The 15,277-nt window shown below is 32.4% G+C and carries 12 protein-coding genes; 5 read left to right on the top strand and 7 right to left on the bottom strand.

The window, feature by feature from the left end; all coding sequences use genetic code 11:
- Positions 1–18: 18 nt before the first annotated feature.
- Both N456_RS04660 and N456_RS04655 read left to right on the top strand, forming a co-directional pair.
- Positions 19–1,509: a helix-turn-helix domain-containing protein gene (locus tag N456_RS04660; RefSeq protein WP_062054449.1), complete on the top strand. Its 1,491-nt coding sequence runs from the start codon at positions 19–21 to the stop codon at positions 1,507–1,509.
- A 277-nt stretch (positions 1,510–1,786) separates the two neighbouring features.
- Positions 1,787–3,454: an autotransporter outer membrane beta-barrel domain-containing protein gene (locus N456_RS04655; protein ID WP_062054396.1), complete on the top strand. Its 1,668-nt coding sequence runs from the start codon at positions 1,787–1,789 to the stop codon at positions 3,452–3,454.
- 152 nt (positions 3,455–3,606) lie between these two features.
- Here N456_RS04655 and groL read toward each other — a convergent pair whose 3' ends face one another.
- The 7 genes from groL to miaB form a co-directional block, all read right to left on the bottom strand.
- Entirely contained in the window at positions 3,607–5,247 is a 1,641-nt protein-coding gene (gene groL, locus N456_RS04650; protein WP_062054394.1) for a chaperonin GroEL, read from the bottom strand.
- 122 nt (positions 5,248–5,369) lie between these two features.
- On the bottom strand, positions 5,370–5,645 hold the full coding sequence (locus N456_RS04645; protein ID WP_062054392.1) for a co-chaperone GroES: 276 nt from the start codon (positions 5,643–5,645) through the stop codon (positions 5,370–5,372).
- A gap of 152 nt (positions 5,646–5,797) precedes the next feature.
- Positions 5,798–6,127 carry a preprotein translocase subunit SecG gene (gene secG, locus N456_RS04640; protein WP_062054390.1) on the bottom strand — a complete coding sequence of 110 codons (330 nt, stop codon included), beginning with the start codon at positions 6,125–6,127 and terminating at the stop codon, positions 5,798–5,800.
- A gap of 10 nt (positions 6,128–6,137) precedes the next feature.
- On the bottom strand, positions 6,138–7,025 hold the full coding sequence (locus N456_RS04635) for a hypothetical protein (RefSeq protein ID WP_062054388.1): 888 nt from the start codon (positions 7,023–7,025) through the stop codon (positions 6,138–6,140).
- A 146-nt stretch (positions 7,026–7,171) separates the two neighbouring features.
- The gene (locus tag N456_RS04630; protein WP_062054447.1) at positions 7,172–7,678 is read right to left on the bottom strand and encodes an LptE family protein; all 507 of its coding nucleotides are present in this window, start codon (positions 7,676–7,678) and stop codon (positions 7,172–7,174) included.
- Positions 7,679–7,738: 60 nt separating this feature from the next.
- Positions 7,739–8,998: a sigma-54 interaction domain-containing protein gene (locus tag N456_RS04625; RefSeq protein WP_062054386.1), complete on the bottom strand. Its 1,260-nt coding sequence runs from the start codon at positions 8,996–8,998 to the stop codon at positions 7,739–7,741.
- A 54-nt stretch (positions 8,999–9,052) separates the two neighbouring features.
- Positions 9,053–10,498 carry a tRNA (N6-isopentenyl adenosine(37)-C2)-methylthiotransferase MiaB gene (miaB, locus tag N456_RS04620; RefSeq protein ID WP_062054384.1) on the bottom strand — a complete coding sequence of 482 codons (1,446 nt, stop codon included), beginning with the start codon at positions 10,496–10,498 and terminating at the stop codon, positions 9,053–9,055.
- A gap of 129 nt (positions 10,499–10,627) precedes the next feature.
- Between miaB and N456_RS04615 the strand changes: the two genes are divergently transcribed.
- The 3 genes from N456_RS04615 to N456_RS04605 all read left to right on the top strand — a co-directional run bounded on the left by N456_RS04615 (position 10,628) and on the right by N456_RS04605 (position 15,186).
- Entirely contained in the window at positions 10,628–11,410 is a 783-nt protein-coding gene (locus N456_RS04615) for a hypothetical protein (protein WP_062054445.1), read from the top strand.
- A 106-nt stretch (positions 11,411–11,516) separates the two neighbouring features.
- Entirely contained in the window at positions 11,517–14,018 is a 2,502-nt protein-coding gene (gene topA, locus N456_RS04610; protein ID WP_062054382.1) for a type I DNA topoisomerase, read from the top strand.
- A 4-nt stretch (positions 14,019–14,022) separates the two neighbouring features.
- The gene (locus N456_RS04605; RefSeq protein ID WP_062054380.1) at positions 14,023–15,186 is read left to right on the top strand and encodes a formimidoylglutamase; all 1,164 of its coding nucleotides are present in this window, start codon (positions 14,023–14,025) and stop codon (positions 15,184–15,186) included.
- Positions 15,187–15,277: the final 91 nt, after the last annotated feature.

The following is a 15,277-nucleotide window of genomic DNA, read 5'->3' as shown; positions in this document are numbered from 1 at the left end:
AATGGTATTTTTGATCTTATGGCAATAGCAGAAGAATATATAAGACTTATTTTTGGACTAAAAATCAAGCAGATACGGACAGAAAAAGATTTGTCTCTTTTTGGTTTGTCTAAGTTGTGTGGACTTTCTAAATCATATCTAAATGAAATAGAGAAAGGAAAAAAATACCCTAAAACAGACAAGATTATTAAACTGGCAGCTGCATTAGAGGTGTCTTATGATCATCTAGTCTCTCTAAAACTGGATAAAAACCTAGCTCCAATAGGTGAGATTTTACAGTCAGGAATATTAGATGAGATACCATTAGAATTATTTGGAATACAACAAAGCGATTTAATTGATATCATTGCTAATGCGCCTTCTAAGGTTAATGCGTTTATTAGTACTATTATCGAAATCGCACAGCATTATAATATGAGCCGCGAAGGTTTTTATCTTGCTTCTTTGCGATCTTATCAAGAAGCACATAATAACTTTTTTAAAGATCTTGAAGATAAAGTCATAAAATTTGCTAATTCTTATCAATTGGATTTTACAGGAAAAATTACTTCTGTAGAGTTAGAAGAAATTCTGAAAGAGGAATATGGCTATATCATTAATGAAGCTGGTATTCCAAAACAAGAAGAGTTGGATAATTTGAGATCTGTTTTTGTACCATCTACTAAAACATTATTATTATCTGATCGAGTAGATGAAGCTCAGAAAACTTTTATTTATGCTAAAGAATTAGGATATCAATACTTAGAAATTGTAGAGAGGCCTTACACCTTTTCATGGATCAAATATGATAATTTTGAAGAAGTATTGCATAATTTTTACGCATCGTATTTTGCAGGAGCATTAATTATTCCTAGAAATCATTTAAAAGAACACCTTAAAGAGTTGTTTTCTATGAAACGGTTTTCTGAGAAAGCTTTTCATAAAATAATGGGATTGTATAATGCTTCTCCAGAGTCTTTTTATCAACGACTAACTAATATATTACCTAAAGATTTTGGAATGCAAAATGTGTTTTTTCTTAGGTTTACCCATAAGTTAGGAGCAGAGAAGTTTAACTTGGTTAAAGAGTTACATATTACGCATCAGCAACAACCTCATGCTAATGAGGTTAATGAGCATTATTGTAGGCGATGGATGGCTATAAAAATTTTACAACGTGTAGCTAACGAAGAGTTGAATTATGCATTTAATATCCAGATCTCTGATTATGCAGATACAGATCAACAATATTTGGTGTTTACCTCAGCGACAAAGGACCCTTTTAAGAAGGAGTATTATCGTAGTATCGGTATTGGATTTTTGAAATCTTCTACTCTAGAAAAAAAGATTAGTTTTGTAAATGATACAAAAATATTAAAAGAAAAAGTAGGGGTTACCTGCGAGTCTTGCTCATTAGATGATTGTAAGTCGAGAATGGCTCCCCCTAAGCGTTTATTAGTTAAAGAGAAGCATGAAAAGACAGCTATATTAGTCGAAAATATCATGAAAAAATATTCTAGAGTACCATGAGTATTAAAGGGGCATATAATATTGCTATTAAACCGTCATTCGTTTTTTTTGAATGGATTACATTTTTTTTTACTTTTTATAGACATTTTTATTAATAATTGTCTGGTTTAAATAGGGACAGAAATAGGAATTTATATCGCTAGTGATAATATACATTTATGGTCACATTTTTTAGTCTCCTCTCTTCAAGTTATGATTTACTAATCGTATTATAGGTTGTGCCAGCTAAATTGTAGTTTTTGAATATGATTATAAAGAATTTCAACCAAGTTAAGTTATGGCAAAACGAAGATTTTTAATAAAAAGAGGTAAAGGAACTATTGGTATAGGAGCAAGACAAATAGTTAAAAATGAGATAATCCCAATTTATGAAAATCACTCTGAGTCGCTTTTAAATATTCAGAGTAATTATTATAATTTGGAGCAGAAGACAAGTGCAATTCGCCAATTTACTACATATAGTACGTTTATATATACAGATCAATTACCTGATGATTTTTCTGGAGCTAATCTATATTTTAACCCTAATACTTATTTAGTTTCAAAAAATACAAAAGGAGAATATTTTTTTGGAATTGATAGAAGTAAAAGAAATTCTAGATTAGACCCTAAAGGAATTTTTGGTCAGATTATGGATAATGATGAGTTTCAGAATTCAAAAGGGAATTTTTACTGTGACAAAAATGAAAACCCAACTTTTGAACAAGGCTCTATAATTTTTTATAAAATCACGGCTAATCTTTCTCTATCTAACTTTAAAAGTTATTTCTTTTCTGTTACTAGAGAAGGTATTATTGTCTCAGATATAGGGACTATTGCTTTGACAATAGATGATTTAAAAGATGCACAATCTGATGATTCTAATATTCTGTTAGGAACTAAAGAGGTTCCGGATTCAACAGGAGAAACCAGAGGAGCTAGAAACGTTGTAGTAGGTAAAGAAACTATACTAGATGGTGTGGGTAATGATAATGTTATTATAGGTCAGGCTGCGCTTTCTGGATTGGGAACAAATGGAAATAATAATTCAAATAATAATGTTGTAATTGGTGCTAAGGCAGCTACAAGTAGAGTTCTCGGAGAGAATAATGTTTATGTAGGAGGAAATACGGTTTCAGGTAATGGAAGTGGGAGTAATAATATTGTATTAGGAGCGAATCTAGATATAGGAGGGCATAGTGTAAACAATGTATTAAATATTGGAAATACGATAATAGGGAATCTGATTTCAAAACTAGTAACCTTTGTGAAAATAAAGTTAACAGGTCTTGCTAATGGAAGTTTTAATGACAGTGTATTGATGATTAATTCAAGTAATGAAGTTGAAAAGTTAGCTTTACAAAATTTTGTAAATATTAAAGTTTATAGTTATAATATTAACCCACAATTAAATTTATCAGCTTTAATAACACAAGAGACATCATATGATGGAGGAAATGGGATAATTGGTGCTTTTAATAATGCTGGAGCAAGTAGATTAACAGTAGCAGGAAAGTATATCACTTTTTTTCATGCAACGACAGGGTCACAGAATCCAACATCTGTACGATATGAATATAGAATGAAAATTAATAATGGCTTTTTTTCTACTTCTGCGAGTGGAGCAAATCCAGTAGATTCAGTTCTAATAATAGCTCGTGAAGATTTGACTATTGATGGTATAATTGACGAGTCTACATTTATAGAAACACAATTATTTCCATCGGGAGAAGTATTTAGTTTTACAAAAATTGAGAATATTTTTGGAGTAGAGACAAAGACTACTACGGGATTTTTTTTAAGAGATATAGCTAATACAGGAATACTTAATGCAGTAGATGCTAATATTTCTGTAATGGTAAAGATCATAAAAACATATGCAGATGCAACAAACACAAATGGAGATAATAATAATGTTTCTTTACGTAGAGATAATATAACTACATTTATTGAAAGAGTAAGATAACTTAAAGTTTTTTTATAGAAATATTAATAATAACAAAAACCATCTCGAGTTAATGAGATGGTTTTTGTTATTTTCAGGTGATATAAATAATTTAATTGCATATGATTTTGATCCATAAACCAACTAAATAAAAAGCCTGCGGTGGCTCACCGCTACATCATTCCTGGCATACCTCCGCCCATTGGTGGCATTCCACCTCCAGAAGCAGGATTATCTTCTTTGATGTCTATTAATGCACATTCTGTAGTAAGAATCATACCAGATACAGAAGCAGCATTTTCTAGAGCAATACGAGTTACTTTTTTAGGATCGATGATACCAGCTTTAAGCATATCAACATATGTTTCAGATTTAGCATCATATCCAAAATCGTCTTTTCCTTCAAGAACTTTAGAAATTACTACAGACCCTTCGCCTCCAGCATTTTCTACAATAGTTCTAAGCGGAGATTCAATAGCACGGTTTACGATTTGTACTCCTGTAGCCTCGTCTGTGTTTTCAGTTTTTACATTATCTAATACAGATTTAGCTCTAACCAATGCAACACCTCCACCAGCAACGATACCTTCTTCTACTGCAGCACGAGTTGCATGAAGTGCATCATCTACACGATCTTTCTTTTCTTTCATTTCTACTTCAGAAGCAGCACCTACGTATAATACAGCAACACCTCCAGCGAGTTTAGCTAAACGTTCTTGTAGTTTTTCTTTATCATAATCAGAAGTAGTTGTCTCAATCTGAGCTTTGATCTGATTTACCCTATTTTTGATTAAATCTTCTCCTCCAGCGCCATTAACTACAGTAGTATTGTCTTTATCGATAGCTACTTTTTCTGCGGTACCTAAATGTTCTATTGTAGTGTTTTCTAAAGTGAATCCACGCTCTTCAGAAATTACTGTACCACCAGTTAAGATTGCGATATCTTCTAACATAGCTTTACGTCTGTCACCAAAACCAGGAGCTTTTACAGCTGCGATTTTAAGTGCTCCACGTAATTTATTTACTACTAATGTCGCTAGTGCTTCACCATCTACATCTTCAGCGATGATTAAAAGCGGTTTTCCAGTTTGAGCAACAGGTTCTAAAACAGGAAGTAAATCTTTCATAGCAGAAATCTTTTTGTCATATAATAAGATATATGGACTTTCTAGATCTGCTGTCATTTTTTCACTATTGGTTACAAAGTATGGAGAAAGGTATCCTCTATCAAATTGCATACCTTCTACGATATCTACCGTAGTGTCTGTACCTTTTGCCTCTTCTACAGTGATAACACCTTCTTTACCAACTTTTTCAAACGCTTGAGCGATAAGGTCACCGATAGTTTCGTCATTATTAGCAGAAATAGCTGCTACTTGTTTAATCTTATCAGAAGAATCACCAACTTCTTTTGTTTGTTTGGCAAGATCTTCAGTAATTGCTATTACAGCTTTATCAATACCACGTTTAAGATCCATTGGATTAGCGCCAGCAGCTACATTTTTAAGGCCTTCTTTTACGATGGCTTGTGCTAATACAGTTGCGGTAGTAGTACCATCCCCTGCAAGGTCATTAGTTTTAGAAGCCACTTCTTTTACCATTTGAGCTCCCATATTTTCAAGAGCATCTTCAAGTTCTACTTCTTTTGCTACAGAAACACCATCTTTGGTAACTGTAGGAGCTCCAAAAGATTTACTAATGATTACATTACGACCTTTAGGACCTAAAGTTACTTTTACAGCATTGGCTAATGCATCTACACCACGCTTGATACCATCACGTGCTTCTATGTCAAATTTTATATCTTTTGCCATAATTATTTTTTAAAAAATTAAACTTCGAATTATACTATTCTAATTCCAAAATATTTTAGTGAAACTAATTAAATACTATAATCTTAGGATTTGTTTTTTGTGATTATTGAATTGAGATTTTCTTATACGATAGCAAGGATATCATCCTCACGCATGATTATATAATCATTTCCATCTAATTTTAATTCGGTACCTGCATATTTACCGTAAAGTACAGTGTCACCAACTTTAACTGTCATATCGTGATCTTTTTTACCGCTACCTACAGCAGCTACTTTACCTTTTTGTTGTTTTTCCTGAGCTGAGTCAGGAATAAATAATCCTGATGCTGTTTGCGTCTCTGCAGGAAGTGGCTCTACAACCACACGGTCTGAAAGAGGTTTAATGTTTACTCCCATTATGAATTGTTTTTTTTGTTAAAATTAAAATGAAATCTTTGAAGACTACTATTTCAGAAATTATGCCAGTGGGATGATACTGACAAATTGAAACAAAAAATGCCGACTATATGACAAGTCGACATTTTTGTAATTATTTAAAAAAAGAGAGATTACTCTTTGTCATCATTTTTTGATGGAGTAGGAGTTACCGGAGCTTCAATTTGAATATCTTCGGTATTTACTTTTGATTCTTGGATAGAACTACCTCCCATTATATCGATATTAGATAATAATATTAGAACCAATAATAATGTAGCTAAGATCCATGTACTTTTATCTAAAAAGTCAGTGGTCTTTTTTACACCACCTAATTGTTGTGTTCCACCTCCTCCAAAAGAAGAAGATAATCCACCTCCTTTAGGGTTTTGTACCATGATTACTATTACTAGTAAGAAAGATACGATAACGATTAGTATTAAAAAGATTGAGAACGTTGTCATTAGTATATTTTTATTTATTTTCTTGTAATTTCTTTATTGCTCGAATTTGGTCTGCAAAGAAACCACTTTTTTTGGGATTTTTCAAAATTAATATATTGTATGCTTGTATCGCTTTTTTGTAATTTTTTTGAGCAAGATATACCCGAGCTAAAGTTTCGGTCATTAATTCATCTTCAGTAATGGGGTTTTCTTTAGCAATATTACGTGTAGGAGCATTTTTTGCAGCAGGCTGTATTTTGGGATTATTAGCTATAAATTCATCAATTAAATTGAATTTATCTTTTTTATCTAATAATTTATTTAAATTTCCCTCATTATTTTCTGTTCTCTCTTGATCAATATTTCTGTCTACCGGAGTTAAGGAGGTTAGTTTCATCCATTCTGTAAAAGAATGGGTTTCTTTTTTATTAAAATCCAGAGGTCTATCAATTTTTAATATCTCTTCAGGAGTTTTAGTTTTTTTGATTTCAGACTGTTTTAGAGTATTATCCTCTTTTTTTGTAGAGAATAAATAAGGGTCAAGAACATCTTCTGCCTCTGTTATTTTCATCCTTACAGCATCATCCATGTCCATTCTTGGAAGTGCTCTAATCTCTTCTGGATCAATAACTTTTATGTCAGACGTATGTTTCTTTTCTTCTTTAGAATTTACATTTTTTTTAAAAAGATCAGAAGTAATAAAGTCAAATAAAACACTACGATCCGTGGTGTATGCTGCCGTAGTTTTTAATTCTTGATTGTATCTAAAACTTTCTTGATCTTTTAAAGATTTTAATAACAATGCGCGTACTGATTGAAAATAAGGAAATGTTAGAATGATTTTTTCCAAAGCAGTTGCTTGCTCTTTATTTAGTATAGCAGGATTCTGAAGTAGATATGAAAGCTCTTTAGTATTCAAATTTTGTTAATTATTATAGTATATTATCGAGAACTGATTTCAAAAATACATAAAACTCTGAATTTTAGAATTTTTCATATTGATTTCTATAGAAGCTTTTTATGTGATTAAAAACGATGTACAGCCCTTACATTAGAATAGCAAAATTACCACCTAGCAAGTGTTGCATTAAACATATCTTGCGTAATTCTTTCGAAAATAATATCAAGTGCTTGATCTCTTATGGTGTTTTCTGATTGAGAAGCAGGATAGTCAAAGAAAAATGAAAATTGTTGATCTAGATCTTGTTCAGGGTCTTTTGAGTCATAAAATCGCATTTTTATAGCAATAGTTAATCTGTTTTGTGCAGCTTTTAGATCTGATGTTGCTGTGTTAGGAGAAACATAGTCTTGTACGATTTCTCCTTCATATATGATATCTCCTCCAGATGTTGTTAAACTAAGATTTGTTTGATTAAGGATTAAATCCTGTAACTGATTAGTAAATAATTGATCAGCTCCTGGAAAGACTCTAGGAGACTGATTTTGAAAAAAATTAACCTGAAATGTTTTTGTGTCAGGAGAAATATTTGTTCCTGTAAATGAATATGCACCACATCCTTGCAACAGGACTAATGTAATTAATCCTGCTATACTATATTTTAATTTTTTCATTAGTTTTTTGGTATGCTTACTTTTAAAATTCATGATTCTGCATTCTGAATTTATAATTACTTAGAGGTCGTATTGTTTGATTTTTCTATATAATGTACGTTCACTAATTCCTAACTCTTCTGCAGCAGCTTTACGCTTGCCTCTATGGCGTTCTAAAGATTTTTTAATTAATTCTAGTTCTTTATCATGTAAAGATAAAGTTTCCTCTTCTTCAATTTCTTCTGCAAAATGATACTTGTCATCCTCTTTTATAGGAGTTTGAGGAGCAGGTATTTGTAATACTTCAGTTGTAGTAGGTTTTGGTTTTTCAAAATGTATTTTTTCTTCCTCTTCTTCTCTATATATTTTTTGAATCAGTCCTTCATTATCTTTTTGCACTTGTTGATTATTGCCATTTTGCATTAACTCCATAGTTAATTTTTTGAGATCATTAAGGTCGCTTTTCATATCAAAAAGTACTTTATATAAGATCTCTCTTTCATTGCTAAAATCACTTTCTTTTTTATCTGCAGAAATTACTGCTGGCAAATTGCTACCCATATTAGGTAAATATCCATGTAATGTAGCTCCTGATATAGTTCTGTTTTGTTCAAGGACTGAAATTTGCTCCGCAATGTTGCGTAATTGTCTGATATTACCACTCCAATGATATTTTTCTAATAATAAAACGGCATCATCACTTAATCGGATTGTTGGCATCTTATACTTCATAGCAAAGTCAGAAGCAAATTTTCTAAATAATAGATGGATATCTTCTTTGCGATTTCTCAACGGTGGAAGAAGAATTTCTATAGTACTAAGACGGTAATATAGATCTTCTCTAAATTTCCCTTTCTTAATAGCTTCAAACATATTCACATTAGTAGCTGCCACAATGCGAACATCTGTTTTTTGTACTTTTGAAGATCCTACTTTTATGAATTCACCGTTTTCTAGTACTCTTAACAGGCGTACTTGGGTGGTAAGAGGTAATTCTCCTACTTCATCAAGAAAAATAGTTCCTCCATTAGCAACTTCAAAATATCCATTTCGAGTTTGTGTAGCTCCTGTAAAAGCTCCTTTTTCGTGTCCAAAAAGCTCACTATCTATAGTTCCTTCAGGGATTGCACCACAGTTCACAGCAATATACTTACCATGTTTGCGATGAGATAAGGAATGTATTATTTTAGGAATACTTTCTTTACCTACACCACTTTCCCCAGTCACTAAAACTGAGATATCAGTAGGAGCAACCTGAATAGCTTTCTCTACCGAGCGGTTTAGTTTGGGTTCATTTCCTATGATTCCGAATCGTTGCTTTATGGCTTGAACTGATTCCATTTATGTAAACGTATTAGTTTTTTTGTTCTTTATATAGTATAGCAAAAGACATAGTTAATTATTGTCAGAATATCCAATAGCGTGACCAAGTAAAGTAGCGCTAGTACATTCATCAATACGAACCATTATAAAGTCTCCAATCTTGTAATCTTCTTTAGGAAATATTGCTACAATATTTTTTGTAGTTCTTCCACTCCAATGTGCATCTGATTTCTTAGATTCTTTTTCTATTAGTACCTCAAAAGTTTTTCCGATATAGGTTTGATGTCTGTATGCACTATGTCTACGTTGTGATTTTATAACCTCGGCTAATCTTCTTTTTTTTGTTTCTTCTGGTACATCATCTTCCAGTTTGCGTTCAGCTAATGTGCCAGGTCTTTCGGAATACGCATACATGTACCCATGTTCATATTTTATATGTTCTAATAGTGATAGTGTATCTTGGTGGTCTTTTTCTGTTTCAGTAGGAAAACCAATAATCATATCCTGAGTTATAGCGCAATCAGGGATCAGTTTTTTAATATTATCGACTAAATCAATATATTCTTGCCTAGTATGTAAGCGATTCATTTCAGAAAGAATACGGTCACTTCCACTTTGGATAGGGAGATGAATATGCTTGCATATATTTTTATGTTTAGCCATAATCTTGATGACATCTAACGTCATATCTTGAGGGTTTGATGTAGAAAACCGAATGCGTAGTTTTGGATATCTTTCGGCTGTCATATCTAAAAGTTTTGAAAAATTTACTGCAGTAGCTTTTTCAAAATCAGTAGCTTTTTCAAAATCTTTTTTCAGTCCACCACCATACCATAAATAACTATCTACATTTTGACCTAATAGTGTAATCTCTTTATATTTATTAGCAACTAAGTTGTCTATTTCTTCAAGAATACTTTGGGGATCACGACTACGTTCTCTTCCTCTGGTAAAAGGTACTACGCAGAACGTACACATATTATCACACCCTCTAGTTATAGAAACGAAAGCAGATACCCCATTACTTTGTAAGCGAACAGGGGAGATATCTCCATAGGTCTCTTCTTTAGAAAGGACTACATTCACAGCATTACGTCCTGCATCAACTTCTTCAATCAGATTAGGAAGATCTTTATAAGCATCTGGTCCTACAACAAGATCAACTATCTTTTCTTCTTCCAAAAACTTACTTTTTAAACGCTCTGCCATACAGCCTAAAACTCCAACTTTCATTTTTGGATTGATTCTCTTTACAGCATTGTATTTTTCTAATCTTTTTCTAACGGTTTGCTCTGCTTTTTCTCTTATAGAACAAGTGTTAACCAAAACCAAATCTGCATCTTCTAGGTTTTGCGTAGTATTAAAACCTTCTTTAGCCAAGATAGAAGCGACAATTTCACTATCACTAAAATTCATTTGGCAGCCGTAACTTTCTATAAAAAGCTTACGTTGGTTTTCTTTGTTGTGACCAAGGACAAGGGATTGTCCCTGTTTACTTTCGTCAATAATCTTCTCCATATAAAAAATAATTCCTTAGCAATTGGGCGTTAAATAGTGTACAAAGATACTTTTTAATACGACTTATGACAAAGTGTCATGGGTTTATTTTTAAAAAAATCTATATTTGACTTTTTTAATTTGATATATATGACAACAAATAAACTCTTTGAGAGAATAGAGAACAGTAAAGCTATAGATTTTGGAGATATTTTTAGTAAAAGTATAGAACTTTTTAAAAAAGTATGGCTTCAAGGATTTGTACACTTGCTTATTACATTTTTAATTATGATTCCTTTGTTTATTGTGATGTATATCCCAATTTTTGCACTTGCTGGAATCTCTGGGTATGAAAATACTTATGGTGATTATGGGACTGTTAGTGATGGATTATCAGTTGGATTGATGGTTTTGTTTGGGGTGTTAGTTTTGGTGATTATAATGCTTGCTTCAGGACTTCAATTTGGTATTACAGCTCACTTTTATAGGGTATGTAAACAAGTTGATCTAGGTTTGCCAGAAACATCCTCATATTTTATGTTTCTTAAAAAAGCATATCTAAGTAAAGTATTTGTATTAGCAATAGCAACATTTGGGATTATGATTTTGGCAATGATGCTATGCTATCTTCCTATTTTATATGTAATGGTTCCATTGCAATTATTGGGAGTTATATTCGCCTTTAATCCAGATGTTAGTTCTTCTGATTTAATAAAAGCTAGTTTTAAATTAGGAAATAAGATATGGGGGGTTACATTAGGTTTAATATTGGTGGCTTCGATATTATCTCAGTTAGTAGGAATGATGATGTGTTTTATTGGGATATTTTTTACAGCTTCTTTTATTTATATGCCTATCTACTTTATATATAAAGAGGCATTAGGATTTGAGGAAGATGAACCAGAAGGTAAAGATGTATTATTTGTAAAGTAAAAACGTAAAACCTACTAATCAGTAGGTTTTTTTTAAACTAATTTTTTGATAAAGAATCTTGATATCAAAAAATTGATATACTTTTGTTGACACAATTTAAAGGATTATGGCTAAGAATTTAGTGATTGTAGAGTCACCTGCTAAGGCAAAAACGATAGAGAAATTTCTAGGTAAAGAATATACGGTTGCATCCAGTTTTGGGCATATTGCGGATTTGCCTTCTAAAGAATTGGGGGTTGATGTAGATGGAGATTTTAAACCTAAATATATTGTTTCTAAGGATAAAAAAGATGTGGTTAAGAAGCTAAAAGATCTTTCTAAGAAAGCGGAGATGGTATGGCTAGCTAGTGATGAGGATCGAGAAGGAGAGGCTATTGCGTGGCATCTTGCAGAAACTCTTCAGTTAGATAAAGAAAAGACAAGACGTATAGTTTTTCATGAGATTACAAAAAATGCTATTCTTAAGGCTATAGATAACCCTCGTAGTATTGACTATAATCTGGTAAATGCACAACAAGCAAGACGTGTTTTAGATCGTTTAGTAGGATATGAGTTGTCTCCTGTTTTATGGCGAAAAGTAAAAGGTGGCTTGTCTGCAGGACGAGTACAGTCAGTTTCGGTGCGTTTAATTGTAGAACGTGAACGTGATATATTAGGTTTTAAACCAGAAGCTTCATATCGGGTAGATGCAGAGTTTTCTAATCAAAAAGGAAAGTCTTTTAAAGCGAAACTTCCTAAGAATTTTAAAACAAGAGAAGAAGCGGAATTGTTTTTGAAAAAAAATATTGGAGCATCATTTAAAGTAGCGGATCTTTCTACAAAACCAGCTAAGAAGTCTCCGGCACCACCATTTACAACATCTACTCTACAGCAAGAGGCTGCAAGAAAATTGTATTTCTCTGTTAGTAAGACAATGACTATGGCTCAGCGGTTGTATGAAGCAGGGTTGATTACATATATGAGAACGGATAGTGTTAATCTATCTGTAGAAGCTCAAAATGGAGCAAAAACAGAAATTGATTCAGCTTATGGTGATGAGTATAGTAATCCTAGACAGTATAAAGGGAAGTCTAAAGGAGCACAAGAAGCTCACGAAGCGATACGACCTACGGATTTTTCTAGACATACTGTAAACGTTGATTATGATCAGCAACGGCTATACGAATTAATATGGAAAAGAGCTATAGCTTCCCAAATGAGTGATGCCAGATTAGAAAGAACTAATGTAAAGATTAATGCAAACACTCATAAAGAACAATTTACAGCGAATGGAGAGGTTATAAAATTTGAAGGCTTTCTAAAAGTATATTTAGAAGGAAATGATGATGAAGATGAGGAGCAAAAAGGGATTTTGCCAGCGATGAAAGTGCAAGAAAGTTTGTTGAATAAGTATATTTCGGCAACAGAAAGATTTACAAGACCGCCGGGAAGATATACAGAGGCATCATTGGTAAAAAAACTAGAAGAGTTAGGTATAGGACGACCATCAACATATGCGCCTACAATATCTACGATTCAAAACAGGAATTATGTAGAAAAAGGTGCTAAAGAAGGAGAAGAACGTAATTATATACAGATGACACTTTCTGGAGATACTGTCAATGAAAAAAAATTGTTAGAAAAAATCGGAAGTGATAAAGGTAAATTAATTCCTACTGATGTTGGAATGGTGGTTAATGATTTTTTAGTAAATCATTTTGCTGCAATTCTTGATTATAATTTTACAGCAAAAGTAGAACAGGATTTTGATGAGATAGCGGATGGTCAAGAAGATTGGACTGAAGTAATGAAAGAGTTTTATCAAGAGTTTCATCCAAGAGTAGAAGATGTTTCTCAGAATGCAGAGCGAGAAGTCGGTGAGCGTATTTTAGGAGAAGATCCCGATACAGGTAAGGTTGTTAGTGTACGATTAGGTAAATTTGGGCCAATGGTTCAGATAGGGACTGCTGATGATGAAGATAAACCTAGATTTGCGAGTTTGGCACCTAGCCAAACATTAAGTAGTATTACTTATGAAGAAGCAATGGATTTATTTCAATTGCCAAAAGAATTAGGGACGTATAAAGATGAAATCATAGTTGTTAATAACGGTCGTTTTGGTCCTTATGTTCGTTTTGGAGAAAAATTTGTTTCATTAGAAAAAGGAGAAGACCCATTAAGTACTTCCTTGGATAGAGCTATTGAGTTAATAGATGCAAAAGAAAAGGCTGATGCTCCAATATATGAATATGAAAATCTTCCTGTTCAAAAAGGTAAAGGTCGATTCGGACCCTTTATAAAATGGAATGGAATGTTTATTAATGTGAATAAGAAATATGATTTCGATAATTTATCAGACCAAGATATTATAACTCTTATTGAAGATAAGAAACAAAAAGAAATTGATAAAGTTATTCATAATTGGGAAGAAGAAGGTATTAGAGTAGAAAAAGCCAGATGGGGACGTAGTAATATTATAAAAGGTAAAGTTAAAATCGAATTACCTAAAACTGTTGATGCTTCAAAACTAACCTTAGATGAAGTTAAAGGGATTATTGAAAAGAATGCTCCTAAGAAAAAAGCTCCGGCAAAAAAGAAGGCTGTAAAAAAGACTACTAAAAAGAAATAATCATATGTCTTTCGAATTTCTTGTACCTGTTAGTGAATTGATTGTGTCACAAATCGAGTTGCTTTCTGATCATGCATTAGGAAAACAAATTAAAGTTCATACGCTTGATAATGGAGTTCCAGACCTTCAAAAAGTAGATATTGCTATTCTTGGTATTCGAGAAAATAGAAAAGGAGTTGATGTTTTAAAAGAAACGCTAAGTTTTGATTCGATACGTAAAGAACTTTATGAGCTCTATCCAGGGAACTGGAGTGCTACTATAGTAGATCTTGGGGATATTACCCCAGGTAATGAAATCAGTGACACCTATTATTTAGTCCAAGAAGTACTGTCTGTATTGTTACAAAAAAATATAATTCCCATACTTCTAGGAGGTAGCCAAGACTTAGTATATGCACAGTATCGGTCGTTTGATATTTTAGAACGAATGGTGAACCTAGTTAATGTTGACAGTAAGTTCGATATAGGAGATTCTTCATTATCTATGACTAATACATCGTTCGTAAGTAAAATCATAATAGAACAACCTTATAATTTGTTTAATTATAGTAACATAGGATATCAGACTTATTTTAATGCTCAAGAAGAAATTGATTTAATAGAAAAGTTGTATTTTGACGCATATCGTTTAGGAGAAGTTATATCAGATGTCACCATTGTAGAGCCTGTTATGCGAGATGCGGATATCGTTTCTATTGATTTAGGAGTCATGAACTCTGCTAGCTTAGGTGGTTGTACGAATTCTCCTAATGGATTCGATGGTCGTGAAATCTGTGCAATTTCGAGATATGCAGGGATTAGTGACAAAGTTAAGAGTTTTGGGGTTTATGAATTTATGAATTTTAAAAACGAAGAAACTACAGCATTGTTAATTGCCCAGATTATATGGTATTTTGTAGAAGGGTTTAATTATAGATCTAATGAATTGGACATCAGGAATAAGAAAAGTACATTGCATTATAGTGTACCAATAGAGAGTGAGGTTTTGTCTTTCTATAAGAGTGTTATAACCGGAAGGTGGTGGATAGAAATACCTTTTATTTCTTCTGGGAATAATAAATTAAAAAGACATACGTTATTACCTTGCACATATAGTGATTATGAGCGTGCTTGTAATCAAGAAATACCTGAAAGATGGTATAAGGCAAAACAAAAAAACGAAATTTAACATTTTTAAGAGGTAGATTTAAGGTTTTTTTTGGAAAAAAATTGTTTTTCTGGAAATAAATAAATAGGTTTACGTCCTTAAATCTAGAAGA

It is taken from the genome of Aquimarina longa SW024 (assembly GCF_001401755.1).
GTDB classification, from domain to species: Bacteria; Bacteroidota; Bacteroidia; order Flavobacteriales; family Flavobacteriaceae; genus Aquimarina; species Aquimarina longa.
The sequence above is the reverse complement of the archived record's forward strand: the minus strand, read 5'-3'. Positions and strand labels throughout refer to the sequence as shown.

Bases quoted from the DNA above. Each gene is read 5' to 3' on its own strand.
- N456_RS04660 (WP_062054449.1), top strand. From the start codon at position 19: ATGGCAATAGCAGAAGAATATATAAGACTTATTTTTGGACTAAAAATC.
- N456_RS04655 (WP_062054396.1), top strand. From the start codon at position 1,787: ATGGCAAAACGAAGATTTTTAATAAAAAGAGGTAAAGGAACTATTGGT.
- groL (WP_062054394.1), bottom strand. From the start codon at position 5,247: ATGGCAAAAGATATAAAATTTGACATAGAAGCACGTGATGGTATCAAG.
- N456_RS04645 (WP_062054392.1), bottom strand. From the start codon at position 5,645: ATGGGAGTAAACATTAAACCTCTTTCAGACCGTGTGGTTGTAGAGCCA.
- secG (WP_062054390.1), bottom strand. From the start codon at position 6,127: ATGACAACGTTCTCAATCTTTTTAATACTAATCGTTATCGTATCTTTC.
- N456_RS04630 (WP_062054447.1), bottom strand. From the start codon at position 7,678: ATGAAAAAATTAAAATATAGTATAGCAGGATTAATTACATTAGTCCTG.
- N456_RS04625 (WP_062054386.1), bottom strand. From the start codon at position 8,998: ATGGAATCAGTTCAAGCCATAAAGCAACGATTCGGAATCATAGGAAAT.
- miaB (WP_062054384.1), bottom strand. From the start codon at position 10,498: ATGGAGAAGATTATTGACGAAAGTAAACAGGGACAATCCCTTGTCCTT.
- N456_RS04615 (WP_062054445.1), top strand. From the start codon at position 10,628: ATGACAACAAATAAACTCTTTGAGAGAATAGAGAACAGTAAAGCTATA.
- topA (WP_062054382.1), top strand. From the start codon at position 11,517: ATGGCTAAGAATTTAGTGATTGTAGAGTCACCTGCTAAGGCAAAAACG.
- N456_RS04605 (WP_062054380.1), top strand. From the start codon at position 14,023: ATGTCTTTCGAATTTCTTGTACCTGTTAGTGAATTGATTGTGTCACAA.